27 protein-coding genes are annotated in these 22,903 nt (G+C 55.9%); 23 read left to right on the top strand and 4 right to left on the bottom strand.

The genetic code is table 11. The features are described 5' to 3' along the window. Positions 1–2 precede the first annotated feature (2 nt). The 13 genes from ACSBQS_RS19450 to ACSBQS_RS19390 are packed head-to-tail and all read left to right on the top strand — an operon-like array spanning position 3 to position 9,926. Positions 3–1,484 carry a DUF3383 domain-containing protein gene (locus ACSBQS_RS19450; protein WP_208093577.1) on the top strand — a complete coding sequence of 494 codons (1,482 nt, stop codon included), beginning with the start codon at positions 3–5 and terminating at the stop codon, positions 1,482–1,484. An 11-nt stretch (positions 1,485–1,495) separates the two neighbouring features. Then, positions 1,496–1,936, top strand: coding sequence for a DUF3277 family protein (locus ACSBQS_RS19445; protein ID WP_434991291.1), 441 nt, complete (start codon positions 1,496–1,498; stop codon positions 1,934–1,936). A 10-nt stretch (positions 1,937–1,946) separates the two neighbouring features. Beyond that, positions 1,947–2,390, top strand: a complete 444-nt coding sequence (locus ACSBQS_RS19440; protein ID WP_434991290.1) for a phage tail assembly chaperone — start codon at positions 1,947–1,949, stop codon at positions 2,388–2,390. 56 nt (positions 2,391–2,446) lie between these two features. Continuing rightward, the gene (locus ACSBQS_RS19435) at positions 2,447–2,578 is read left to right on the top strand and encodes a DUF6889 family protein (RefSeq protein WP_373681455.1); all 132 of its coding nucleotides are present in this window, start codon (positions 2,447–2,449) and stop codon (positions 2,576–2,578) included. Next, the gene (locus tag ACSBQS_RS19430) at positions 2,568–4,556 is read left to right on the top strand and encodes a lytic transglycosylase (protein WP_434991289.1); all 1,989 of its coding nucleotides are present in this window, start codon (positions 2,568–2,570) and stop codon (positions 4,554–4,556) included. The genes ACSBQS_RS19435 and ACSBQS_RS19430 overlap by 11 nt, the downstream gene beginning before the upstream one ends. Then, complete coding sequence (locus ACSBQS_RS19425) at positions 4,556–5,152, top strand: phage baseplate protein (RefSeq protein WP_201884228.1); 597 nt, start codon at positions 4,556–4,558, stop codon at positions 5,150–5,152. The genes ACSBQS_RS19430 and ACSBQS_RS19425 overlap by 1 nt, the downstream gene beginning before the upstream one ends. Then, complete coding sequence (locus tag ACSBQS_RS19420; protein WP_434991288.1) at positions 5,139–5,444, top strand: phage baseplate plug family protein; 306 nt, start codon at positions 5,139–5,141, stop codon at positions 5,442–5,444. The genes ACSBQS_RS19425 and ACSBQS_RS19420 overlap by 14 nt, the downstream gene beginning before the upstream one ends. Before the next feature lie 31 nt (positions 5,445–5,475). Beyond that, entirely contained in the window at positions 5,476–6,420 is a 945-nt protein-coding gene (locus ACSBQS_RS19415; RefSeq protein WP_434991287.1) for a phage protein, read from the top strand. A 40-nt stretch (positions 6,421–6,460) separates the two neighbouring features. Beyond that, entirely contained in the window at positions 6,461–7,177 is a 717-nt protein-coding gene (locus ACSBQS_RS19410) for a Gp138 family membrane-puncturing spike protein (RefSeq protein WP_434991319.1), read from the top strand. After that, positions 7,174–7,527, top strand: a complete 354-nt coding sequence (locus tag ACSBQS_RS19405) for a hypothetical protein (protein WP_057523820.1) — start codon at positions 7,174–7,176, stop codon at positions 7,525–7,527. Before ACSBQS_RS19410 ends, ACSBQS_RS19405 begins: the two co-directional genes overlap by 4 nt. Then, positions 7,524–8,717: a baseplate J/gp47 family protein gene (locus ACSBQS_RS19400; protein WP_419426477.1), complete on the top strand. Its 1,194-nt coding sequence runs from the start codon at positions 7,524–7,526 to the stop codon at positions 8,715–8,717. Before ACSBQS_RS19405 ends, ACSBQS_RS19400 begins: the two co-directional genes overlap by 4 nt. Continuing rightward, positions 8,714–9,385 carry a DUF2612 domain-containing protein gene (locus ACSBQS_RS19395; protein ID WP_434991286.1) on the top strand — a complete coding sequence of 224 codons (672 nt, stop codon included), beginning with the start codon at positions 8,714–8,716 and terminating at the stop codon, positions 9,383–9,385. The genes ACSBQS_RS19400 and ACSBQS_RS19395 overlap by 4 nt, the downstream gene beginning before the upstream one ends. Then, positions 9,378–9,926, top strand: coding sequence for a gp53-like domain-containing protein (locus ACSBQS_RS19390; protein WP_434991285.1), 549 nt, complete (start codon positions 9,378–9,380; stop codon positions 9,924–9,926). The genes ACSBQS_RS19395 and ACSBQS_RS19390 overlap by 8 nt, the downstream gene beginning before the upstream one ends. On the opposite strand, the gene ACSBQS_RS19385 is transcribed toward ACSBQS_RS19390, so the two are convergent. Further along, positions 9,895–10,959: an acyltransferase gene (locus ACSBQS_RS19385; protein WP_434991284.1), complete on the bottom strand. Its 1,065-nt coding sequence runs from the start codon at positions 10,957–10,959 to the stop codon at positions 9,895–9,897. The genes ACSBQS_RS19390 and ACSBQS_RS19385 overlap by 32 nt on opposite strands. A gap of 125 nt (positions 10,960–11,084) precedes the next feature. On the opposite strand from ACSBQS_RS19385, the gene ACSBQS_RS19380 reads away from it, so the two are divergent. Together ACSBQS_RS19380 and ACSBQS_RS19375 are read left to right on the top strand one after the other, a co-directional pair. Further along, on the top strand, positions 11,085–12,890 hold the full coding sequence (locus tag ACSBQS_RS19380) for a GDSL-type esterase/lipase family protein (RefSeq protein ID WP_434991283.1): 1,806 nt from the start codon (positions 11,085–11,087) through the stop codon (positions 12,888–12,890). 11 nt (positions 12,891–12,901) lie between these two features. Further along, positions 12,902–13,639: a hypothetical protein gene (locus tag ACSBQS_RS19375; RefSeq protein WP_434991282.1), complete on the top strand. Its 738-nt coding sequence runs from the start codon at positions 12,902–12,904 to the stop codon at positions 13,637–13,639. Positions 13,640–13,665: 26 nt separating this feature from the next. Here the strand turns inward: ACSBQS_RS19375 and ACSBQS_RS19370 are convergent, their stop codons facing one another. Beyond that, positions 13,666–13,905 (bottom strand): hypothetical protein, encoded by a 240-nt coding sequence (locus tag ACSBQS_RS19370; RefSeq protein WP_434991281.1) that lies wholly within the window; start codon positions 13,903–13,905, stop codon positions 13,666–13,668. A gap of 172 nt (positions 13,906–14,077) precedes the next feature. Between ACSBQS_RS19370 and lepA the strand changes: the two genes are divergently transcribed. The 7 genes from lepA to acpS all read left to right on the top strand — a co-directional run bounded on the left by lepA (position 14,078) and on the right by acpS (position 20,626). Next, entirely contained in the window at positions 14,078–15,877 is a 1,800-nt protein-coding gene (gene lepA, locus ACSBQS_RS19365) for a translation elongation factor 4 (protein ID WP_019452315.1), read from the top strand. Positions 15,878–15,909: 32 nt separating this feature from the next. Further along, positions 15,910–16,887, top strand: a complete 978-nt coding sequence (lepB, locus tag ACSBQS_RS19360) for a signal peptidase I (protein ID WP_033644122.1) — start codon at positions 15,910–15,912, stop codon at positions 16,885–16,887. A gap of 234 nt (positions 16,888–17,121) precedes the next feature. After that, a complete protein-coding gene (gene rnc, locus ACSBQS_RS19355; protein WP_004929158.1) occupies positions 17,122–17,802 on the top strand; it encodes a ribonuclease III in 681 nt (226 codons plus the stop codon). Then, on the top strand, positions 17,799–18,707 hold the full coding sequence (gene era / locus ACSBQS_RS19350) for a GTPase Era (protein WP_004929162.1): 909 nt from the start codon (positions 17,799–17,801) through the stop codon (positions 18,705–18,707). Before rnc ends, era begins: the two co-directional genes overlap by 4 nt. Before the next feature lie 4 nt (positions 18,708–18,711). After that, positions 18,712–19,443, top strand: coding sequence for a DNA repair protein RecO (recO, locus tag ACSBQS_RS19345; RefSeq protein WP_197750023.1), 732 nt, complete (start codon positions 18,712–18,714; stop codon positions 19,441–19,443). A 71-nt stretch (positions 19,444–19,514) separates the two neighbouring features. Continuing rightward, positions 19,515–20,246: a pyridoxine 5'-phosphate synthase gene (gene pdxJ / locus ACSBQS_RS19340; RefSeq protein ID WP_033651585.1), complete on the top strand. Its 732-nt coding sequence runs from the start codon at positions 19,515–19,517 to the stop codon at positions 20,244–20,246. Beyond that, a complete protein-coding gene (acpS, locus tag ACSBQS_RS19335) occupies positions 20,246–20,626 on the top strand; it encodes a holo-ACP synthase (protein WP_004929169.1) in 381 nt (126 codons plus the stop codon). The genes pdxJ and acpS overlap by 1 nt, the downstream gene beginning before the upstream one ends. A 46-nt stretch (positions 20,627–20,672) precedes the next feature. On the opposite strand, the gene ACSBQS_RS19330 is transcribed toward acpS, so the two are convergent. Both ACSBQS_RS19330 and ACSBQS_RS19325 read right to left on the bottom strand, forming a co-directional pair. Next, entirely contained in the window at positions 20,673–20,933 is a 261-nt protein-coding gene (locus ACSBQS_RS19330; RefSeq protein WP_033632309.1) for a YfhL family 4Fe-4S dicluster ferredoxin, read from the bottom strand. Between the two features lie 53 nt (positions 20,934–20,986). After that, positions 20,987–21,835, bottom strand: a complete 849-nt coding sequence (locus ACSBQS_RS19325; protein WP_033644119.1) for a MurR/RpiR family transcriptional regulator — start codon at positions 21,833–21,835, stop codon at positions 20,987–20,989. A gap of 167 nt (positions 21,836–22,002) precedes the next feature. Between ACSBQS_RS19325 and murQ the strand changes: the two genes are divergently transcribed. After that, complete coding sequence (gene murQ, locus ACSBQS_RS19320; RefSeq protein WP_033644118.1) at positions 22,003–22,896, top strand: N-acetylmuramic acid 6-phosphate etherase; 894 nt, start codon at positions 22,003–22,005, stop codon at positions 22,894–22,896. Positions 22,897–22,903: the final 7 nt, after the last annotated feature.

The raw sequence follows: 22,903 nt of genomic DNA, 5'->3' as shown, positions 1-22,903 counted from the left end.
CTATGTCACAGGGCTTACCTGTATCGAACATCGTCAATGTGACGGTGAATATGGCGCTGCGCGCTGCACAGGGGCGCAATTTCGGCGCGCTGCTGATCGTTGGTGGCTCTGATGTCATTGACGGCAGTCAGCGCATGCGCAGCTATTCGGGAATTACCGACGTCGGCGCAGATTTCGGCATGGATGCGCCGGAGTACAAGGCCGCTAACCTGTATTTCCAGCAGACGCCGCAGCCGCGCACGCTGTACATCGGCCGCTGGATTAAAGAAGACCAGGCGGCGCTGTTGCGCTGTGCCATTCTGACGCCGGCGCAGCAGGCGATCAGTACCTGGGCTTCTGTCACCGATGGCGCGATGAAAATCAGCATCGACGGCACCAACAAGACGATCACCGCCGTGGATTTCTCAGCAGAAACCAACCTGAACGGCGTGGCCGCGCGGATCGCTGAGAAGCTGAGCACGGCTAACGTGACGTGGGACGCAGTGAACAGCCGATTCATCATCACCTCAAAATCGACCGGCGCATCGTCGGCGGTGGGGTATGGTTCGGCTAACACGACCGGCACGGACATCTCGGCAATGATGGGGGCGGTGCAGAATGCCGGCGCGCTGGCTATTCCGCGTGCGGCTGCTGAAAATATCCAGTCCTGCATCTACAAGCTGGCCGATATGTCTACTGGCTGGTATGGCCTGCAGATCGCCGATACATCGCTGAGCGATGACGACGTAATCAGCGTGGCGGCCTTTATCCAGTCCGATGACGTTTCCCGCATTTTCGGTTACACCACGCAAAACACCGGCGTGCTGGATCTGGATAACGAGAACGACATCGCCAGCAAGTTGAAAAACGCCAAATACGGTCGCACCTTCATTCAGTATTCCAGCGCGAGCCCGTATGCGTCTGCGTCCATCTTCGGGCGTGCTTTTACCGTGAATTTCCTCGGTAACAACACCACGATCACGCTGAAATTCAAGCAGCAGCCAGGCATTGCGGCGGAAACGCTGACACAGACGCAGGCCAAGACGCTGACGGCGAAAAACTGCAACGTGTTCGTCAACTACGACAACGACACGGCGATCATCCAGGAAGGCCTGATGTGCAACGGCGATTTCTTCGATGAGCGCCACGGCCTGGACTGGCTGCAGAACTATGTGCAGAACAACCTCTATAACGTGCTCTATACCAGCACAACCAAAGTGCCGCAGACCGATCCGGGCATCACGCGCTTGCTGACCAGCGTCAACGGCTCGCTTGAGCAGGGCGTCACCAATGGCCTGATGGCACCTGGCGTGTGGAATGGCGACCCAATCGGCAACCTGGCGACCGGTGACACGCTCACCACGGGTTATTACACCTATGCGCCGCCTATCGCTAGCCAGGCGCAGGCAGACCGAGAGGCACGTAAGGCACCGGTGATCCAGTGTGCTATTAAACTGGCCGGCGCCGTGCATTTCGCCGACGTCATCATCAACGTTAACCGCTAAGGAGCCGGGGAATGTCTACTTACAGCTTTTTGGATTTTTCCGCCTCTATCGTTGGTCCCGGCGGTGCGTTTGATCTGGGCTATGGCTCAGGGAACGCCGAGGAAGGCGTGACCGTCACAATGGTTGAAGCGAAGAACACCATGACCACCGGCGCCGACGGATCTGTGATGCACAGCCTGCACGCCGGTAAAGGTGGCACGATCACGGTGACGTTACTCAAGACCTCGCCGACCAATGCGAAATTGAGTGCGATGTATAACGCGCAGTCGCTCTCTTCCGCTACGTGGGGAAATAACGTGATCGTGCTGCGCAACAGCGCCAGCAACGACGTTTGCACCGCGCGCTCGGTCGCGTTCCAGAAGCAACCCGACTGGCAGAACGCCAAAGACGGCGGCACTGTGTCCTGGGTATTTGACGCCGGCATGGTCGATCAACTGCTCGGCACCTTCTAAGGAGTGAAGCATGGAATTTGAAATTAAGGGCGTGCAGTATCGCGCGGCCAAACTAGACGCATTCGCTCAACAAGATGTGGCTATCGCGTTGGCGCCGGTTTTATCCGGCCTTATCCCGTTGCTGAAAGACATCATGGCCGGTAATGGGAAGTCGCTGCAGGAGGATAAAAACCGCCTGTTTGACGAGATCATTCCGCTGGTGGTGAAGGCCATCGGCCAGCTGAGCCGGGAAGGCCGCGCGGAGATAAACCATGCTTGCCTGTCTGTGGTACAGCGCCAACAGGGTAAGGCTTGGACAAAAATCTATGAGCCAAGTCAGCGCGTGATGATGTTCGACGACCTCAACGGACTTGATCTGGTGAAAATCGTAGGCAACGTAGTGCGGGATTCCCTCGGTGATTTTTTTCCCGCACTCCCCGTGAGCGACAGCAACGCGGCCCAGGAATCAGCTTAGCGCTTGAATCGCTGGCAAAGGGGCGCAGTTATCTGCTGCGCCCGGTACATGCCCGGATGTGCAGCTATGAGTCGCTTAAAGACGGCACGCTGTCACTGGCTGATATTGCGCTGATGAATGAGTCGCTTGATGTTGAGGCGGAAAATAATTACCTGATAAAAAAATGGCAGGCAGAAAATGAACGCTGAAACCATCAAGGACTTCCTGATCTCGCTGGGGTTCGACATCGACGAGGCCGGCGGCCGCAAGTTCGAATCGGTGGTTTCCGGCGTCACGATGAATGCGATCAAGATGGGTGCCGCGGTCGAAGCGGCTGCGCTGACCGTCGTCGGGTTCACGACCAAGATCGCCAGCAGCCTCGACCGCCTTTATTGGCAGTCACAGCGTACTGGTGCCACTGCGAACAATATCAGGGCTATCGGATACGCTTTCAGCCAGGCCGGCGGTAGCGTGGAGGGGTTCAACGGCACGCTGGACAATCTGGCGCGCTTCCTGCGTTCGACGCCAGGCGCAGAGGGGTTCCTGCGTAATCTGGGTATTCAGACGCGAGACGCGGCCGGCAATCTGCGTGACACAGCCCAATTGGTGACGCTGGTCGGCGACAAGCTGGCGAAAATGCCGTACTACCGCGCCAACCAGTATGCGCAAATCCTCGGTATTGACGAAAGCACGTTGCTGGCAATGCGGCGGGGTGTGAAGGGATTCACTTCTGATTATCAGAGCATGCTGCAGGCGACAGGGTTCGATTCGCAGAAAGCGGCGGAGCAGTCGAACAAGTTCATGACCCAAATGCGCGGGTTGGCGAATCTGTTCGGCATCATGCGAGACAAGATCGGCGGTAACCTTGCCGGCGGCCTGGCAGGGAATCTCGAAAGCTTCCGCAAAAATATCCTCCTCAACTTCCCCAAAATAGAGGGTACGATCACCGCCGTGCTGAAAAAGGTGCTTTCACTGGCTGATAGCATCATGACGTTGGTTTATCGGGGCGTGCAGGGCGCCGGTGATCTCATGAGATGGTGGGATCGGCTGGATGATACAACCAAGGGGCTGATTAAGGTGCTGGGCGGCCTGCTGTTAGCCTGGCGCATGCTGAATAGCGCGTTCCTCACTTCCCCGATCGGCATGGTCACGGCGCTCATTGCTGCGCTGGTGGCGCTCTATGACGATTATCAGGTCTGGAAAGAAGGCGGCGACAGCCTGATCAACTGGGGGAAATGGAAGCCTGAAATCGATGCCGCGATGAAGGGGATAAAAGAGCTGCGGGATTCCATATTCAGCGTCGGGCAGGAAATCGCCAAGCTGCTGAACATCGACCTGAAAAGCTGGTCTCTGAAAGGTGACATTGCCGACTTAACGAAGCAATTCGGCGAGTTCGGCAAGATGATGAAGATGATCGGCGATCTCATCAACGCGCTGAAGGACGGGAACTGGAGCGAGGTTGGCAGGCTTGGCAAGGCGTTGCTTAGCCAGGGGCAGGGAAATCCTGACGCGTTGCCTGCTGTCACCGACAGCGCGAACAGCGCCGCCGATTGGGTTAAGGACAAAACAGGATTCGACCCGCGCAGCGTTGGACAGTGGATACGCGGTCAGTTCTCAGGCGCTAACGAGCCGCGCGGCATCCGCAACAACAATCCCGGCAACCTGAACTACGTTGGCCAGAGCGGCGCGACTCTGGAAGATCACGCTACACCCCGATTTGCTCGATTCAATTCTGCTTTTGAAGGGTTCGCGGCGCTGGGTAAGCAGATCAAGGCGTACTACAACGGGACGTCAAAGGCCGCAGGTTATCAGAAGCTGCAATCTGTCGAGGACATCATCAGCCGCTTTGCGCCGGCCAGCGAGAACAACACCCAGGCCTATATCAACAAGCTGAGCAAAATGCTCGGCGTTGGTCGGGGTGACTCGCTGAATATTCAGGATCCGCAGGTGCTGGCAACACTGATGAATGGCATCACGCAGATTGAGAACGGAAAAAATCCCTACGCGCCGGACATGGTGCTGAAGGCGGCTCAGTCAGCCGTTGGTGCTGGTGGCTCGAATAGCTCCGTGTTCAACATCAACGTGCAGGGCGGCGGAGATCCACGCGAAACAGCACGCCTGACCGGTGACGCGGTTGAGGGCGTTTACCGCCGGCAGACGCGCAACATGCAAACACAGGTGGGCTGATGGATATTTTATCTGTGCTGTTCTCACAGCAGCGGCGCCGCATCGGCATTATCGTGCCGAGCGTAGCAATCAGCGAGAAGCACATGGACGCGACGGAAATCACTGAGCATCCCGTGGAGCTCGGCGCGCCGACAAGCGACCATGCGTATGATCGCCCCGCTGAGGTGACGATGGAGCTGGGGTTTGCCAGCGGTGGATCGCTGATAGACGGAATCGACACGACCGAGATTTTTAACGTCAGTACCGGTTTATCGCTTGGCACCAGCCCGGCGGATGTCTATCAGCAGTTGTTGGAACTGAAAAAAAGCAAAAAGCCGTTTGACGTGACGACCGGTAAGCGGCAGTACCAGAACATGCTGATCCGCGCTATCGAGGTGCTGACCGACAGAACCAGCGAAAACGTGCTGATGACGACGCTTACCCTACGCGAGCTCATCATTACCGAAACGCAGAAGGTGACGACCACACCGGCGGAAAACATGCAATCGCCCCAGGACACCGGCGGCGTGAGCAACACAGGGCTGAAAAACCCTACCACACCGGAAAAGCAGCAGAGCATTTTAAAGTCTGCGGGAGGCTTCATTGGCATTGGTTGAAATCCCCCTTACGCCGGTATCCCAGCAGTTCGCTATCCAACTGGCCGGTGTGCAGTACCAGCTTACGCTGATGTGGCGCGATGTGGCCGGATGGGTACTGGACATTGCCAGCAACGACAAGACGCCGATTATCAAAGGGATCCCGCTGGTGGCGGGTGCCGACCTGCTGGCGCAGTATCGTTATCTGGGGATTGGCGGTCAGCTGTTCGTGATGTCCGATCCCGCCGTGCTGGCGCCACCGACGCAGACTAATCTGGGCATTGAGTCCCATCTCTACTTTCTGACCAACTGACCGCCTTCGGGCGGTTTTTTATGGGGCGCCTATGACCACTAACTGGATGCGAAAATGCAGCCTGATCGTGGCGAACGATGCCGGGGAGGGGCTGGAGTTATCCGGCCTGAAAATCAGCTTCAACATCAGCAGACCCGACATCAGTTACCCCGCCACGGCGATGTTCAAGATTTACAACCTGAGCCGGAACACCAACAGCCGGATCAGGCAAAACGAGTTCACGCAGATAAAATTTGTCGCCGGTTATCAGGACAACTACGGACTGATTTTTTCCGGGCAAATCCAGTATTCCTACAGCGGGCGTGAAAACCCGACCGACACCTACGTGGTGATCCAGGCGGCCGACAGTGACCAGGCGCATAACTTTGCAGTGATGAACACCACTCTGGCGGCTGGGTACACGCAGCAGGACGTTCACACCGCGCTGATGAAGCCGATCGGGGTATACGACATCGTCGCCGGCGCTAAGCCGGAATTTGCCACCACCAAGGCGCCACGCGGTAAACCGATGTTCGGCATGCACCGCGATGAAGTTTCCAGCCTGGCGGCGCAGTGCAAGGCAACATGGCGCTATGAGAACGGGCGCCTTCAGATGGTGCCGGAAAACGCCTATCTGGCCGATGCCATCGTGCTGAATGCGCAGACTGGCCTGATCGGTATGCCTGAGCAAACCATTAACGGCGGCATCAACGTGAAATGCCTGATTAACCCGAATATCCAACTCGACACGCTGATCCGCCTCGACAACAAATCGATAAATCAGGTCGGCCTGTCCAACCAAGAGATCGCCACCGGCAGCACGGCGGGCGCCTCCGTACAACAGCCGGCAGTTCTGGACATGGACGGCGATTATATCGTGAAGAACATCGCCTATTACGGCGACACGCGCGGGAATGCCTGGTATCAGGACATGATCTGTATTGCCAAGGGCGGCGCGGGGCTGCTGAACCAATCAACTATCCGGGCAGGAGCATAACGTGGTAACGAACAATGAACGCCAGGACTCTCCCGAGCTAGTGCTGAAGGCCGTAGCCGATTCGCTCAGCACCAGCCTACGGGTGGCAATGCCGGGCATCATCCAGTCTTTCGACTCTGGCGCGGTAACTGCCACGATCCAACCGGCCGTAAAAGCCTCTGTGCGGCAATCTGACGGTGCCTTGTCATCGGTGGCGCTGCCACTGCTGGTAGATGTTCCTGTCGTGTTCCCGCGCGGTGGGGGCGTCACGCTGACGTTTCCTGTGGCCGCCGGCGATGAGTGCCTTGTCGTTTTCGCCGACCGCTGCATCGATTACTGGTGGCAGAACGGCGGGGTGCAGGAACCCGTAGACCAGCGCCAGCACCATCTTGCGGACGCTTTCGCAATGGTCGGCCCGCAGTCGCAAGCGAAGAAAATCAGCGGCATCAGTACCACCACCGCACAGTTGCGCACCGACGACGGCGCCGCATTTATCGAACTCGACCCAGGCAGCCATGCCGTTAACGTCACCACGCAGGGAAAACTGACCGCCAGCGCGCAGGGCGGCACGGAGATAAACTCCCCGGAAATCGTGCTCAACGGCAACGTGACCATCAACGGCAACCTGTCACAAGGCATGGGCGACGGAGGCGGCACGGCTACGATGCATGGGCCGGTGACCGTGACTAACGATGTCACCGCCGGCGGCATCAGCCTGCAGACGCATAAACACGGTGGCGTAGAAACTGGCGGCGGCCAGACAGGAGGCCCGGAGTGAAGTACCGCAAAGAGGACGAGAACGGCGATTACACCTTCGGCCAGGGTGACAACACCTTTTTGGAGAACACCCCGGAGGCAGTCGCACAGGCAGTGAAAACGCGCTTTGAACTGTGGACGGGCGAATGGTTTCTCGATGTGACCGACGGCACGCCGTATCGCGAGACGATACTCGGCAAGCACAAATCAGCCGCCTACAACATGGCGGTGCGCGAGCGGATCCTCGGCACGCAGGGCGTGACCGAAATCCTCGAATTCACCACGGAATATAACCCCGATACGCGCCGCGTGACGTTCACCGCGACCATCAACACGCTATACGGCGAAACGACTGTAACCAGCGAGGCATAATGCTAAATCTCGATACGTTAGGGCTTGCGGCCAAGGTGACCGCTAGCGGTATCAGCGCGCCTGATTATCAGACGATACTCAACACGCTGACTGGTTATTTCCAACAGATTTACGGTGATGATGTCTATCTGGAATCAGACAGCAAAGACGGCCAGATGCTGGCTATCTATGCTCGCGGCATCCATGACGTTAACAACATGGCGATCGCAGTCTATAACTCATTCAGCCCGGCAACGGCGCAGGGCCGCGGCCTGGCCTCCAACGTGAAAATTAACGGCATTTCGGTAACGCCGGCGTCTCGCTCCACTGCTGATGTGCGGATCGTGGGACAGGTTGGCACACCCATTACCAACGGCACAGTGCGCGACAGCAACGGCATCAGTTGGTCATTGCCTGCCAGTGTTGTCATAGGCATTGATGGCACGGTGACCGTGACCGCGACATGCCAGATTGATGGCGCTGTCGTGGCGCCTGCCGGCAGCATTACCGAGATCGGCACCCCTACGCGCGGCTGGCAGTCGGTAACCAACCCGGCGGCCGCAACCGCTGGGCGAAAAGTGGAGACGGACGCAGAGCTGCGTCAGCGCCAGGCTAAATCCGTAGCTATCCCATCACTGACGGTGCTAGATGGCATTATGGGCGCCGTTGCGACGTTGGACGGCGTAGAGCGATATCGTGGTTATGAGAACGACACCAGCGTAACAGACGCCAACGGCTTGCCGCCACACAGCATTTCGCTTGTTGTTGCCGGCGGTGACGTGGCTGCGATCGCCAAAACCATCGCCACGAAGAAAACGCCAGGCGGCGGCACCTATGGCACGACCACGATCGACGTTACCGACAAATACGGCATCGTGCATCCGATCAGCTTCTTCCGCCCGACCAGCGTTGATATTTACGCGCGCGTCGAGATCAAGGCGCTGCAGGGCTACACGTCTGCGGTCGGCGAGGAAATCAGAACGGCTGTTGCGGCATACATCAACGAAATCGAGATCGGCGATCCGGTATACCTGACGCGTCTATTCCTGCCTGCCAACCTGAACGGCAGCGCAGACAGCGCAACGTTCGACATTACCGACCTGCAGATAGGCACCTCACCGGGTAGCCTGGCGCCGGCAAACGTCGTGATCGGGTTCAACGCGGTAGCCGCTTGTGCGCCGGCGAATGTCGAAGTGGTGGTGATCCCATGAGTGAGACGAAATACCAAAAGCTCATCACGTCCTATCACAAGCACAAGCCGAAATTTTACGACCATATCTCCCTCATCACCCAGCCCCTGATCGACGTGCAGAACGCCACAGCTAAGCTGATTGACGATTTTGACCTGGATACTGCCGTGGGTGTGCAGCTGGATGCTGTCGGCTTATGGGTAGGGATAGGGCGGAAGATTGCGACGCCAATTACCGGCGTCTACTTCTCGTTTGATGATGAGGAACTCGGTTTTGATGCTGGGCTATGGCGCGGCCGATTCGATGCCGGCGGCTTCACTGAACTGGACGATGACACCTACCGAACCATCATCCGTGCGAAAATAGCGGCCAACCATTGGGACGGCACCACGGAGACGCTCAGTGACGTCTACCAGATTATTTTCCCAGACGGAAAAACGAAGATTTTCGCCGTCGATAACTTCGATATGACGATGTCGGTTTACATCACCGGCGAGAAGATAACGCCAGTCATGAAGGCCGTGATCGAACTGGGTTACCTGGACATCAAACCCTCAACTGTCCGCATCAAAAATTACACCATCACTACCGATTCAGGGCCGCTATTCGGCTTTGACATCGACAACGAATTTATCTCAGGCTTCGACAGCGGCGCCTGGGGAACATTGCTGGGAGCATCCAATGGCTAAGAATGAATTTTTACCCTTCGGCACAGCGGCAAACGCTAACGTTATACCTAATGCGGACTACCTGGCACTGCCTGAGCGCTCTTCAGGCTTTAACTCTGGTGTGGCTAAGTCTGAACAGCTCAACACTGTCTGGCGACAGGCATCAGTGATCGCCAGCGTCGTCGCGCAATTTATTGCGGATAACAGCGGGCAGGATGTGCTGGATGATGGCAATGTGACGACGCTGAAGACCAATTTGGAAGATGCTTTGATGGCATTTGCGGGGACTTCTCTAGACAGTGGTACTAATTTTCAGACAATGCCAGGTGGCATGATTTTTCAATGGGGAATAATTCAAACTGGAGCAGCGGGTAGCCCCACATTAATTAATTTCCAAAAGCCATATCAAAGGGTTATATCATCTATAAATGCAACGAGAACAAGTGCTTCTGCTACCGACACATCAAACAGTATTGTAGTAGCACCAGTGGGCTTGACTGGTTTCAATGTTAGAGCAAGAGAGGACAACATCACCGCATACTGGATGGCAATTGGCTATTAATTTTACTTGTAGGGAGAACATTAAGCATGTGGCTTACTAGCCATGTAATTCTATTTGCTATTGGTGTTATTAGGAAAGAAATAACCAAACTAAACACAAAGCAGGTTAGCGTTAATAATATGTAAAGATTTGATTTACTTAACACCTCTATAAATTCTGGTAGATTGGTTGTTATTGCATCAAGAACCATGATGTGAACTAGGTAAACGATGTAAGTTTTATCGCTTATTGATATTATCGCGTTTTTTATGTTATTGCTAATTGACTGTATTTTTTCACCTAGCTTTAAGAAGGTGATTAAAATTGCTGATGAATAAGCAAGCATTGTGACGTTTATATCGTACGGCCTAAAATGAATAAAATCTATGGATGATAACTTGTAGGTTGCGATTAGGCCAACAAGCGAAACAACAATTGGTGTATATATGTTTATCATAGACGAACACCTAGCTAACAGGCCACCGAATATGAAATATACAACCCACACAAAAGGCCCTGGCTTGAAATTATACTCTGGAGTATTGAGTGCAAAAGAAAGTGCGGGGTAATTAGAAATGAAAGCGTATATTATCAATGTGATTAATAATGCAGTGATTGATTTTTTTTCATTTATACAAGATAGGATTACTGTTATGATTGGCGAGAAAATATAGAGAGCCAAAATAACATATACAAACCAGAAATGAACGGACACTCCGGTAATGCTGGTTGTGATTGTTTTTATGTAATCCAATAACACATTGGGTGAAATGTCGTATAGATATATGTAATGAGCTAGTGAAATGATTATGAATGGTATTGTTATTTTAATTATTGAGTAAATGTAGGATTTCACATTCCATTTTTTATTTATCAAGAAAAAGCCTGACAAAAGAAAGAAAATTGGCAATCCAGCCCTGTAGAATGCCTGCATTAATAAGTTTGCGCTGTTATATTCCTGTCCGTTATTTATATGGATGGGAGTTGTATGTATCCCAACAACCATAAAGCAAGCAAGTATTCTAAGGATGTCGAGCCCTATGTTTCTATTCATATTTCACCATCATAAAATGCTTGCTTGCATTAAACGTGCAATCATTATTTCTTGTCAAAATTTATTCTATCCATATTAAAGCTAATCGTCAATTTGTAACCTCCAACAATACCGGAGAATCATCTATGTCCTCTGAAGGATTGCCAGTTGATGGCGTCGTTGGCACAGACATTGTGCTGGGTTCCCGCAGCACACAACAAGCCACTGACGAAGCAAAGAGCAGCCTATCTGCAGATAGTGCCGCCCAGTCAGCTGATGCGGCGTACAAATACAGCCGAGAAGCAAAGGCATTCGCTGCTTCTGCAAAAGAATCTGCAGAAAACGTCCAGAACATCGCAGACGCGAATACCTACTACACAACGCCTACCGATCCAGACGGAACGATTGCGGGCATAGCTGGGACACCAGACGGGAAAATGTTCCGAGTTGCTATTCCTGACGGCGGCGGTGTAACAGTCATTTTCAATTACTACAAAAATGCGGCGGGAGTTGCTGAATTTATTAACTCGGAGGCCAGTGAGCGGTTTGTAACGTCAGTATCGCGCCGGGTAATGCAGGCATTGCGCCGCGTTGGTGCGCTAGAGAGCAAAACAAAGCGCATTGCACAAAGCCGCGAGCACTTTTCTACGGCGCAGGATATGTCGGGCAATGTGCTGACATCATTCGAATTCGGTCGATTTGACGCGTTTGGGGCTGGTAATAGACTGGTTAAATCTATCGCTAAAAAACTACGGATAACTCAAAAAATGTTAAAGCCGATGCGTGACCTTGGTAATCTCATTGCGATAAAAGACCTATCTGATAATGTCATTCTCGGGTTTAAAGATGGAATGTTAGTCGCTAAAGGCATTCACAAAGACACATTAAAAAGTTCAGCAATAATGAGTTTTACGGATGGCAGCACGTTGTGGCCATACCGCGCTAAAGTGGCAAAGCATGATATTGGCAGCAACCAAAACCTGAGGGTTATCACTGTCGGCGATTCGTGGATGGAGTGGAAAGCGATTTCTCAGGCTATCGCTAATTTGATTTACTCCAAATATGGTCGTGGTGGAGATGGGTGGGTTTCATTTAACATTGACGGCGGTACGGAAACGAACAATTGCCTGAATAATGTTTCTATCGTTCACAACGGTTTCACTGTTTATGATGCGTCCAACGGTAGTGCGCCGAATAGTGACATTGGATGTTCACATGACGGGTTTTCGCTCACTTCTGCAAACCAGTTCGCCACACTTCAAATCAATGGCGCCAACTGCAATACGCTGCGCATCAACTATTACGATGGTGACGGTACGTTTAACTATCGCGTAGATGGGGCGGGTGATTGGGTTGCTGTTGTGGGGGGGAATACGAAAACGAAAAAATTCGTAGATATTACTGGTCTATCAGACGGAGAGCACTCACTGAGAATTAACACCACTGGTAATGCCGGCACGGTTGCGCTATATGGGTTTAATGCAGATAAACCTACTGGTGCCACGCTATACAAATGCGGTAATGGTGGCATGACAACGCAGAAGTATAGTTATGTTCTGCCACACATTCAGCATTTCGTTGAATATATTAAGCCAGATGTGGCAATTATCATCATCGGGGTGAATGACTACCGTCTTAGTGAAGATGTAAACGCATTTTATACGGGGTACAGCAATCTGATTGATTCATATCGCTCAGTTAATAAAGACATGGGGATTATTCTCATATCTCCACCAGTTCCAAACGCCTCTGGGGCTACTGATATGTCAGTATTTAATGACGCCATCAGGTCGCTAGCCGTAGCAAAAAACGCCGAGTTTTATAGTGGGTATGAGGCATTTCCAAAGGTGTGGGCCGATGGAGACGCCGCAGGACTCTGGTTTAACGCCCTCCATTTAAATGATGTTGGTGCTCAGTTGCTGGCAACACAGAATGTAGATAAATTCCTTTAAGAGGTGAATAAATGCCATTCCCAGAAATAATTAACTGGACAATGCCAGGTGTAGGATTCCCGAAAGCAAGTGACTTTGAAACTATGGCTCTGGATGTTCCTGTGAAATTAGGCCTGCTCGGTGCGTATTTCACAACTGAATATACCGCCGACGCACTTTACAACTATGCCGATCCAACCAAGCCGCTGAAAAAAATTGGTAGCCCGCAGCTCGATGGCCCGTATGCCGTCTGTAACGCGCAAAACTGCTTTGATACCGGCATTCCGTCACAGAACGAAATGAGCGTCATCTCAATAGCACTGCGCTCAGATACTGCAGTGTCCACCGGGCAGGGTATGGTGGTGTCGAACTATGACGGCGTCGGCGGCGATTCACTACGGCTTACTGACACATCCGTAGTAGCGAATGCATGGGTAACTGCAGGGCTGACAAATGCGATTACGCCGATCGTGAATATCCCGAATACAGACTTCGTGATCGCAACAGGTCAGTTTAACCCAGGCCGTTCTGTATCGGGTTTCTATGACCCCACTGCAAAAAACATTGTTTCCAACTCGTCGCTGGGTGCTGGCCGACAGGTGCAATCAAACACGCTGCTGATCGGTGGTCATCGCGGTGCTGGTCAGTTCACTGGCTGGGCGCATGTTTCGGTTGTGCTGGTATTCAATCGGCTGCTGACAGTCGATGAGTACAAGGCGATCTGCTTGTACTTGCGCTTCACGTTTGGGCCACAGTTCCTGATTTGGTAATGCCTTTGCGCCGGGAAGGATCCCGGCTACTTGTACAGGGTGGCAAAGTCGAATGCGAGCGCCGCATCAACGGCTTTGCCCTCAGTTTCGAATGGCGTTTCTGAGACGAGCGGCCAGCGCCCTTTATGCCATACATAAAGCCAGTGCTGGCGCTCCTCGTCTTCGCGTATCGCGAACATCGGAGGGCTGTTCTGCTGTGGTTCAGGGTATCTGTCGTTTTCGTTGAGAATGAAGATCTGCCGGCCGGCGATGGTGATGCTGCCCATTCCTATCTCCTGATAGCCATATCTTACAAAACGTAGTCTGCCGCTGGCTTTCGCGCAACGCATAGACAGTGTAAGATGCGCCCCATGCTATGTGGGTAGTTTTGGTTTTATGTCCATCACTGTGTCCACCGATTAAAAACGAAAGCGCTTAATCTGAGAAATAACCAATATAATGAAACACATAAGAAACTTTTCCATTATTGCCCATATTGACCACGGTAAGTCGACGCTGTCTGACCGCATTATCCAAATTTGCGGTGGCCTGTCCGACCGTGAAATGGCTGCGCAGGTGCTCGATTCCATGGATCTGGAGCGCGAGCGCGGCATCACCATCAAGGCGCAAAGCGTCACGCTGGATTACAAGGCGCTGGATGGGCAGACCTATCAGCTTAACTTTATCGACACCCCAGGCCACGTTGACTTCTCCTATGAAGTTTCCCGCTCGCTGGCGGCCTGCGAAGGCGCGCTGCTGGTGGTGGACGCCGGCCAGGGCGTAGAAGCCCAGACGCTGGCCAACTGCTACACCGCGATCGAAATGGATCTGGAAGTGGTGCCGGTGTTGAACAAAATCGACCTGCCGGCCGCCGATCCGGATCGCGCCGCGCAGGAAATTGAAGACATCGTCGGCATCGACGCCACCGATGCCGTGCGCTGCTCGGCCAAAACCGGCGTCGGCGTGCCCGACGTGCTGGAGCGCCTGGTGCGCGACATTCCTGCGCCGCAGGGCGATCCGGATGCGCCGCTGCAGGCGCTGATCATCGACTCCTGGTTCGATAACTACCTGGGCGTCGTGTCGCTGGTGCGCGTCAAGAACGGGACGCTGCGCAAGGGCGACAAGATCAAGGTCATGAGCACCGGCCAGGTGTACAACGCCGATCGTTTGGGCATTTTCACGCCGAAGCAGGTCGATCGCGACGTGCTGAACTGCGGCGAAGTGGGCTGGCTGGTCTGTGCGATCAAAGACATCCTCGGCGCGCCGGTGGGCGATACCCTGACGCAGGCGCGTCAGCCGGCGGATAAAGCGTTGCCGGGCTTCAAAAAAGTGAAGCCGCAGGTGTACGCCGGTCTGTTCCCGATCAGCTCCGACGACTATGAATCTTTCCGCGATGCGCTGGGCAAGCTGAGCCTTAACGACGCCTCCCTGTTCTACGAACCGGAAAGCTCCACCGCGTTGGGCTTCGGCTTCCGCTGCGGCTTCCTTGGTCTGCTGCATATGGAGATCATTCAGGAGCGTCTGGAGCGTGAATACGATCTGGATCTGATCACCACCGCGCCGACGGTAGTCTACGAAGTGGAAACCACCGGCAAAGAAGTGATCTACGTCGACAGCCCATCCAAGCTGCCGCCGTTGAACAACATCCAGGAACTGCGCGAGCCGATCGCCGAATGCCACATGCTGATGCCGCAGGAATACCTGGGCAACGTCATCACCCTGTGCGTTGAGAAACGCGGCGTGCAGACCAACATGGTCTACCACGGCAACCAGGTGGCGTTGACCTATGAAATCCCGATGGCGGAAGTGGTGCTCGACTTCTTTGACCGCCTGAAGTCCACGTCGCGCGGTTATGCGTCGCTGGATTACAACTTCAAGCGCTTCCAGGCCTCCGACATGGTGCGCGTGGACGTGCTGATCAACAACGAGCGCGTGGATGCGCTGGCGCTGATCACCCACCGCGACAACTCGCAGTATCGCGGCCGTGAATTGGTGGAAAAGATGAAAGATCTGATCCCGCGTCAGCAGTTCGACATCGCGATTCAGGCGGCGATCGGCACGCACATCATCGCGCGCTCCACCGTGAAGCAGCTGCGTAAAAACGTGCTGGCGAAATGCTACGGCGGTGACGTCAGCCGTAAGAAAAAGCTGCTGCAGAAACAGAAAGACGGTAAGAAGCGCATGAAGCAGGTCGGCAACGTCGAGCTGCCGCAGGAAGCGTTCCTGGCCATTCTGCACGTCGGTAAAGACGGCAAGTAACCGCGACGAGTTCGCGAAACGAGGGAGTTTGCATGGCGAATATGTTTGCCCTGATCCTGGCGTTGGCCACCCTGGTCACCGGGATCATCTGGTGCTTCGAGCGCTTTAAATGGGCGCCGGCCCGCCGCGCGAAGATTGCGGCGGTCAACGAGCAGACCGCGGGCGCAGTAGACGATAAAACGCTGGCGAAAGTGGCTAAGCAGCCAGGCTGGGTAGAGACCGGGGCATCGGTCTTCCCGGTGTTGCTGCTGGTCTTTGTGGTGCGCTCGTTTATTTACGAACCGTTCCAAATCCCGTCCGGCTCAATGATGCCGACGCTGTTGATTGGCGATTTCATTCTGGTGGAGAAATATGCTTACGGCATTAAAGATCCGATAACCCAGACCACGCTAATTGAAACCGGTCATCCGAAGCGCGGCGATATTGCGGTATTTAAATATCCGCTGGATCCGAAGCTGGATTATATCAAGCGCGTGATTGGCCTGCCGGGCGACCGTATTACTTACGATCCGGTGAATAAGCGCGTTACGGTGCAGCCGTCGTGCAACAGCGGGCAGTCCTGCGATACCGCGCTGGCGGTCACCTACGCCGACGCGCAGCCGAGCGACTTCGTACAGCTGTTCAGCCGCAGCGGCATGGGCGAGGCCAGCAACGGTTTCTACCAGATCCCGCTGAATGACAACGTGCCGCAGGGCGGCATTCGTCTGCGTGAACGTCAGGAGAGCCTGGGTAACGTGACGCACCGCATCCTGACCGTGCCGGGCACGCAGGATCAGGTGGGCGCTTACTACCAACAGCCGGGCAAACCGCTGGCGGAGTGGGTGGTGCCGGCCGGGCATTACTTCATGATGGGCGACAACCGCGACAACAGCGCGGACAGCCGTTACTGGGGCTTTGTGCCGGAGAAGAATCTGGTGGGTAAAGCCACGGCCATCTGGATGAGCTTTGAAAAGCAGGAAGGCGAGTGGCCTACCGGCGTGCGTTTCAGCCGGATTGGCGGCATTCATTAATCGCTGATTTATTCCCTGTCAATTTCACGCCGCAGCCTGCTGCGGCGTGAAAGATTAAGGGGATATAAACACAGCATTATGTTTCCACTCGTTGTAGAATACTTTCTCGAGCGATAAAAGTTGGCTCCTGCAGGGAGCCACTGCAAACGAAACAGCTTTGGATCGGCTTTCGGCGAAGCAGGCCTGTTCCGTATGCTGCAAGTTTTTGACGCATTCTTGATCTATTGGTAACTCATGAACCCCATCGTAATAAACAGGCTGCAGCGGAAGCTGGGCTACACTTTTCAACAGCAGGAGCTTTTACTGCAGGCTTTGACTCACCGCAGCGCCAGCAGTAAACACAATGAACGTCTTGAGTTTCTGGGTGACTCGATTCTTAGCTTTGTCATCGCCAATGCGCTCTATCACCGCTTTCCTCGCGTAGACGAGGGCGATATGAGCCGCATGCGCGCCACGCTGGTGCGCGGCAACACGCTGGCGGAGATGGCGCGCGAGTTTGACCTGGGCGAATGTCTGCGGCTTGGGCCGGGCGAATTGAAAAGTGGTGGGTTCCGCCGCGAGTCAATCCTGGCGGATACGGTGGAGGCATTGATCGGCGGCGTGTTCCTGGACAGCGACATCCAGACCGTCGAGCGCCTGATTTTGGACTGGTATCGCAGCCGGTTGGACGAAATCAGCCCCGGTGATAAGCAGAAAGACCCGAAAACCCGTTTGCAGGAATTTTTGCAGGGGCGTCATCTGCCGTTGCCTTCTTATTTGGTGGTGCAGGTTCGCGGTGAAGCGCACGACCAAGAGTTTACCATCCACTGCCAGGTGAGTGGTTTGAGCGAGCCCGTGGTGGGCACCGGCTCGAGCCGCCGTAAAGCCGAGCAGGCGGCAGCGGAACAAGCGCTGAAAAAGCTGGAGCTTGAATGAGTGAAGTAAAACAACACTGCGGTTTTATCGCCATCGTCGGCCGCCCGAACGTGGGCAAATCGACGTTGCTGAACCAACTGCTGGGGCAGAAGGTTTCCATTACGTCGCGTAAGCCGCAGACGACCCGTCACCGCATCATGGGCATCGACACCGATGGCGCCTATCAGGCGATCTACGTCGATACCCCAGGGTTGCACATCGAAGAAAAACGCGCCATCAACCGTTTGATGAACCGCGCGGCCAGCAGCTCGATCGGCGACGTCGAACTGGTTATCTTCGTGGTTGAAGGCACCAACTGGACCGCCGACGACGAAATGGTGGTCAACAAGCTGCGCAGCCTGCGCTGCCCGGTATTGCTGGCGATCAACAAGGTAGATAACGTCACCGACAAATCCAAGCTGTTGCCGCATATCGCGTTCCTTAGCCAGCAGATGAATTTCCTCGACGTGGTGCCTATCTCCGCCGAGAAAGGGATGAACGTCGACACCATCGCCGGCATCGTGCGCAAGCTGCTGCCGGAAGCGGAACACCACTTCCCGGAAGACTACATCACCGATCGCTCCCAGCGCTTTATGGCGTCCGAGATCATCCGCGAGAAGCTGATGCGTTTCCTGGGTGAAGAGCTGCCGTATTCGGTGACGGTGGAAATCGAACAGTTCGTGGCCAACGATCGCGGCGGCTACGATGTGCACGGCCTGATCCTGGTCGAGCGCGAAGGCCAGAAGAAAATGGTCATCGGCAACAAGGGCGCCAAGATCAAAACCATCGGCATCGAAGCGCGCCAGGACATGGAACAGATGTTCGATGCCAAAGTGCATCTGGAGCTGTGGGTGAAAGTGAAATCCGGTTGGGCGGACGACGAACGTGCGCTGCGCAGCCTGGGCTATGTTGACGATCTGAAGTAACGCCGTGGACGGCTGGGAGCGCGCTTTCGTCCTGCATGGGCGGCCGTACAGTGAAACCAGTCTGATGCTGGATCTGTTTACCGAAGGTCATGGGCGGGTGCGCTTGCTGGCAAAAGGCGCGCGCAGCCGCCGCTCCAATCTGAAGGGTTGCCTGCAGCCCTTTACCCCCCTGTTAGTGCGCTGGGGCGGCCGCGGCGAAGTGAAAACGCTGCGCAACGCCGAAGCGGTCTCTCTCGGTTTACCCCTCAGCGGCATGATGCTTTACAGCGGCCTGTACGTGAACGAACTGCTGGCGCGCGTGCTGGAGCAGGAAACCAACTACTCGGTGCTGTTCTTCGACTACCTGCAATGCCTGCAGGCGCTGGCGGCGGAAGACAGCTCGCCGGAACAGGCGTTGCGCCAGTTCGAGCTGGCCTTGTTGCAGCACCTGGGTTACGGCCTCGATTTCCTGCACTGCGCCGGCAGCGGCCTGCCGGTGGATGACACCATGACCTACCGCTACCGTGAAGAGAAAGGCTTTATCGCCAGCCTGGTGGTGGATCACTACAGCTTCACCGGGCGCGAACTGCGCGCGCTGGCGGAGCGGCAGTTTCCCGATGCCGAGACGCTGCGCGCCGCCAAGCGCTTCACCCGCATGGCGCTGAAACCCTACCTCGGCGGCAAGCCGTTGAAGAGCCGCGAACTGTTTCGCCAATTCGTGCGCAAACAGCCGAATACGCCGGTCGACGACGCCTGACCTTTTCCCCTTTTGCCGCCCTGCGCCCGCGTGTAAACTGCTGGCACTGAAAATCGTATTTAGAGGTTGTCATGGCTGATTTGCTGCTGGGCGTCAATATCGATCACATCGCCACGTTACGTAACGCGCGCGGAACCCAATACCCGGATCCGGTTCAGGCGGCATTCATTGCCGAACAGGCGGGGGCCGATGGCATTACCGTGCATCTGCGCGAAGATCGCCGCCACATCACCGACCGCGACGTGCGCTTGCTGCGCCAGACCATCCAGACGCGCATGAATCTTGAGATGGCGGTGACCGACGAGATGCTGGACATCGCCGTGGAGTTGAAGCCGCACTTCTGCTGCCTGGTGCCGGAAAAGCGTGAAGAAGTGACTACCGAAGGCGGCCTGGACGTTGCCGGCCAGCTGGACAAAATGAGCGTGGCGGTCGAGCGCCTGGCGCAGGCGGGCATTCTGGTCTCGCTGTTCATCGATCCCGATCATCGCCAAATCGACGCGGCGGTGGCGGTGGGCGCCCCCTATATCGAAATCCACACCGGCGCCTACGCCGAAGCGCAGGGCGAGCTGGCGGTACAGGCCGAGCTGCGCCGCATCGCGGTCGCCGCCGCCTACGCGGCCGAGAAGGGGCTGAAGGTCAACGCCGGCCACGGCCTGACCTATCACAACGTGCAGCCGATCGCCGCGCTGCCGGAAATGCACGAGCTGAACATCGGCCATGCGATTATCGGCCAGGCGGTGATGAGCGGGCTGCCGGCCGCGGTTGCCGACATGAAAGTGCTGATGCGGGAAGCGCGCCGGTAATGGCGGTGCTCGGGCTGGGTACCGACATCGTCGAGATGGCGCGTATCGAAGCGGTGGTGGAGCGCAGCGGCGATCGTCTGGCGCGCCGCGTGCTGAGCGACGCCGAATGGGCGCTGTACCAGCAGCACCAGCAGCCGATTCGCTTTCTGGCCAAGCGTTTCGCCGTGAAAGAGGCCGCCGCCAAGGCGTTCGGCACCGGCATTCGCAACGGCCTGGCGTTCAACCAGTTCGAGGTGTTCAACGATGCGTTGGGCAAACCGAATATTCGTTTGCACGGCCGCGCCGCCGAGCTGGCGGGGGAGATGGGGGTCACCGCGATCCACGTTTCGCTGGCCGATGAACGGCGCTATGCCTGCGCGACGGTGATCGTCGAAAGCTGAAAATAGAAAGGGCGCCCTGCGGCGCCCTTGTCAGTCCTGCGGCGGGTTAAATGCGATCGGCGTGGTGCAACACCACGAACTTATCCCACAGCTGCTCATTAGTCTCGCGATGCTGCGGATCGGTAATGATGGTGTTGTCGATGGGGCAGACCTGCTGACAGGTTGGCGTATCGTAATGGCCAACGCACTCGGTGCAGCGGTCGGTATCGATTTGGTAGATCTCATCGCCCATCGAAATCGCCTGGTTCGGGCATTCCGGCTCGCACATGTCGCAGTTGATGCATTTGCGTGTGATTAGCAGGGCCATGACGTATCTCTCATTATTAACAGGGGTATTTTTCGCAGCGGCGATTATACCGGTTAAACCAACTTTTTCATCAATTGTTCGCTGTGCCTGATACGGTCGCGGGCATGATCGAGGTCGTGCTGGATCAGCGCCATAAACAGCAGGTCGGTGAGAGCGTACTGGGCGGTGCTGGAAGAGATGGCCGCGCTGCGGGTGCGGGGCTCTTCGGCGATGGTATAAAGACAGTGATCGGCGCGTTGCTGCAGGCCGTTGGGCGAGAAGCTGGTCAGCGCCAGCACCCTGGCGCCGGCCTGGCGCGCTTCTTCCGCCGCCAGATTGATTTCACGCCGCTCGCCGCTGAAGGAGATCGCCACCAGCAGATCGCGTTTGTCCAGCGCCTGCACCGCCGCCAGTTGAACGTGCATATCCGCTTCGGCCACCGCCATCACCCCGATTTTCAGCAGCTTGAAGGAAAAATCCTTGGCCACCAGCCCGGAGGCGCCGATGCCGATCAGCATCACCCGGCGCGCCTGGCGCAGCATGTCCAGCGCCTGATGCAGCCGTTCTTCGCTGTTGATGTCCAGCGTCGCGCGCAGCGCCGCCTGCTTTTCCGCCAACAGCTTTTCACCGACGGTTTTCAGCGTGTCGCTGCTGAGAATGTGGTTATGAACGGTCACTACCGGTTCGGCCTGCGGCTGGGCCAGCGTCTCGCTCAGCGCCAGCTTCAGCGCCGGGAAACCTTTATAGCCCAGCTTTTGGGCGAACTTCACCACGCTCGACTGGCTGACGCCGGCCAGCTGGGCCAGCTTTTGCGAGCTGAGATGGCGCGCCTGTTCGGCGTTGTTCAGCAAAAAATCCGCCAGCTTGCGGTCGTTTTGCGCCAGTGTCGGATACATCTGGCGAATGCGCAGAAGGGTACTCATTGATCTTTCCCTGGAAACCAGCGGCCATTTTGCCACGCAGGCAGCGAAAACGCGCGGTGAAAATTTTTGTGAGCTCGTCGTTAAAATAGCAAATAGCGCTCGCTTTGTTGAATAAAATATTCAAATATTGATTTAATTTTGTGAATTAAAAATTCAAAGGTGAACAGATGAACTTAGGCGCACTGGTATCGGAAACCCGCAACCCGGCCACCATGGGGCTGGATGAGATGTCGACGCTGGACATGGTCCGCTGCTTTAACCAGGAAGATCGCAAGGTGCCGGAGGCGATTGAAAAGGTGCTGCCGGCGATCGCGCAGGCGGTCGATTTGGCCGCGGTGGCGCTGAAGGCCGGCGGGCGGCTGATTTATTTGGGCGCCGGCACCAGCGGGCGCCTGGGCGTATTGGATGCCTCCGAGTGCCCGCCGACCTTCGGCGTGCCGCACGGCGTGGTGGTGGGGCTAATCGCCGGCGGGCCGGGCGCGCTGCTCAAAGCGGTGGAAGGGGCGGAAGATGACGCAGCCCTGGGCGAGGCCGACCTCCGGGCGCTGAACCTGACCGCCGTCGATATGGTGGTGGGGTTGGCGGCCTCGGGGCGCACGCCCTACGTGATCGGCGCGCTGCGCTATGCGCGCGGGCTGGGTTGCCCGACGGCGGCCATCTCCTGCAACCCGGATTCGCCGATCGCGCACGAAGCGCAGGTGGCGATCTCGCCGGTGGTGGGGCCGGAGGCGCTGACCGGTTCGACGCGCCTGAAATCCGGCACCGCGCAGAAGCTGGTGCTCAATATGCTGTCGACCGGCGCGATGGTCAAGCTGGGCAAGGTCTACCAGAACCTGATGGTGGACGTGAAGGCCACCAACGTCAAACTGGTGGATCGCGCCTGCCGCATCGTGGTGGAGGCCACCGGCGCCGAACGCGCTCAGGCGGAGGCGGCGCTGGCGCAGACCGGCTTTGAGGTCAAACCGGCGATCCTGATGATTTTAGCCGGCGTCAGCGCCGATGAGGCGCAGCAGCGGCTGCAGCGGCACGACGGCTACCTGCGCGCGGCGTTGGCGCGTTAATTCACGG

Origin of the sequence: Serratia sp. H402Y (genome assembly GCF_051172415.1) — a bacterium.
GTDB classification, from domain to species: domain Bacteria; phylum Pseudomonadota; class Gammaproteobacteria; order Enterobacterales; family Enterobacteriaceae; genus Serratia; species Serratia ureilytica.
Note: the sequence above shows the minus strand (reverse complement) of the source record. Positions and strands in the feature narration are given on the sequence as shown.

Excerpts from the sequence above, each read along its gene's own strand:
- ACSBQS_RS19450 (WP_208093577.1), top strand. The coding sequence starts at position 3 with ATGTCACAGGGCTTACCTGTATCGAACATCGTCAATGTGACGGTGAAT.
- ACSBQS_RS19445 (WP_434991291.1), top strand. The coding sequence starts at position 1,496 with ATGTCTACTTACAGCTTTTTGGATTTTTCCGCCTCTATCGTTGGTCCC.
- ACSBQS_RS19440 (WP_434991290.1), top strand. The coding sequence starts at position 1,947 with ATGGAATTTGAAATTAAGGGCGTGCAGTATCGCGCGGCCAAACTAGAC.
- ACSBQS_RS19435 (WP_373681455.1), top strand. The coding sequence starts at position 2,447 with ATGTGCAGCTATGAGTCGCTTAAAGACGGCACGCTGTCACTGGCTGAT.
- ACSBQS_RS19430 (WP_434991289.1), top strand. The coding sequence starts at position 2,568 with ATGAACGCTGAAACCATCAAGGACTTCCTGATCTCGCTGGGGTTCGAC.
- ACSBQS_RS19425 (WP_201884228.1), top strand. The coding sequence starts at position 4,556 with ATGGATATTTTATCTGTGCTGTTCTCACAGCAGCGGCGCCGCATCGGC.
- ACSBQS_RS19415 (WP_434991287.1), top strand. The coding sequence starts at position 5,476 with ATGACCACTAACTGGATGCGAAAATGCAGCCTGATCGTGGCGAACGAT.
- ACSBQS_RS19395 (WP_434991286.1), top strand. The coding sequence starts at position 8,714 with ATGAGTGAGACGAAATACCAAAAGCTCATCACGTCCTATCACAAGCAC.
- ACSBQS_RS19390 (WP_434991285.1), top strand. The coding sequence starts at position 9,378 with ATGGCTAAGAATGAATTTTTACCCTTCGGCACAGCGGCAAACGCTAAC.
- ACSBQS_RS19385 (WP_434991284.1), bottom strand. The coding sequence starts at position 10,959 with ATGAATAGAAACATAGGGCTCGACATCCTTAGAATACTTGCTTGCTTT.
- ACSBQS_RS19380 (WP_434991283.1), top strand. The coding sequence starts at position 11,085 with ATGTCCTCTGAAGGATTGCCAGTTGATGGCGTCGTTGGCACAGACATT.
- ACSBQS_RS19375 (WP_434991282.1), top strand. The coding sequence starts at position 12,902 with ATGCCATTCCCAGAAATAATTAACTGGACAATGCCAGGTGTAGGATTC.
- ACSBQS_RS19370 (WP_434991281.1), bottom strand. The coding sequence starts at position 13,905 with ATGGGCAGCATCACCATCGCCGGCCGGCAGATCTTCATTCTCAACGAA.
- lepA (WP_019452315.1), top strand. The coding sequence starts at position 14,078 with ATGAAACACATAAGAAACTTTTCCATTATTGCCCATATTGACCACGGT.
- lepB (WP_033644122.1), top strand. The coding sequence starts at position 15,910 with ATGGCGAATATGTTTGCCCTGATCCTGGCGTTGGCCACCCTGGTCACC.
- rnc (WP_004929158.1), top strand. The coding sequence starts at position 17,122 with ATGAACCCCATCGTAATAAACAGGCTGCAGCGGAAGCTGGGCTACACT.
- era (WP_004929162.1), top strand. The coding sequence starts at position 17,799 with ATGAGTGAAGTAAAACAACACTGCGGTTTTATCGCCATCGTCGGCCGC.
- pdxJ (WP_033651585.1), top strand. The coding sequence starts at position 19,515 with ATGGCTGATTTGCTGCTGGGCGTCAATATCGATCACATCGCCACGTTA.
- acpS (WP_004929169.1), top strand. The coding sequence starts at position 20,246 with ATGGCGGTGCTCGGGCTGGGTACCGACATCGTCGAGATGGCGCGTATC.
- ACSBQS_RS19330 (WP_033632309.1), bottom strand. The coding sequence starts at position 20,933 with ATGGCCCTGCTAATCACACGCAAATGCATCAACTGCGACATGTGCGAG.
- ACSBQS_RS19325 (WP_033644119.1), bottom strand. The coding sequence starts at position 21,835 with ATGAGTACCCTTCTGCGCATTCGCCAGATGTATCCGACACTGGCGCAA.
- murQ (WP_033644118.1), top strand. The coding sequence starts at position 22,003 with ATGAACTTAGGCGCACTGGTATCGGAAACCCGCAACCCGGCCACCATG.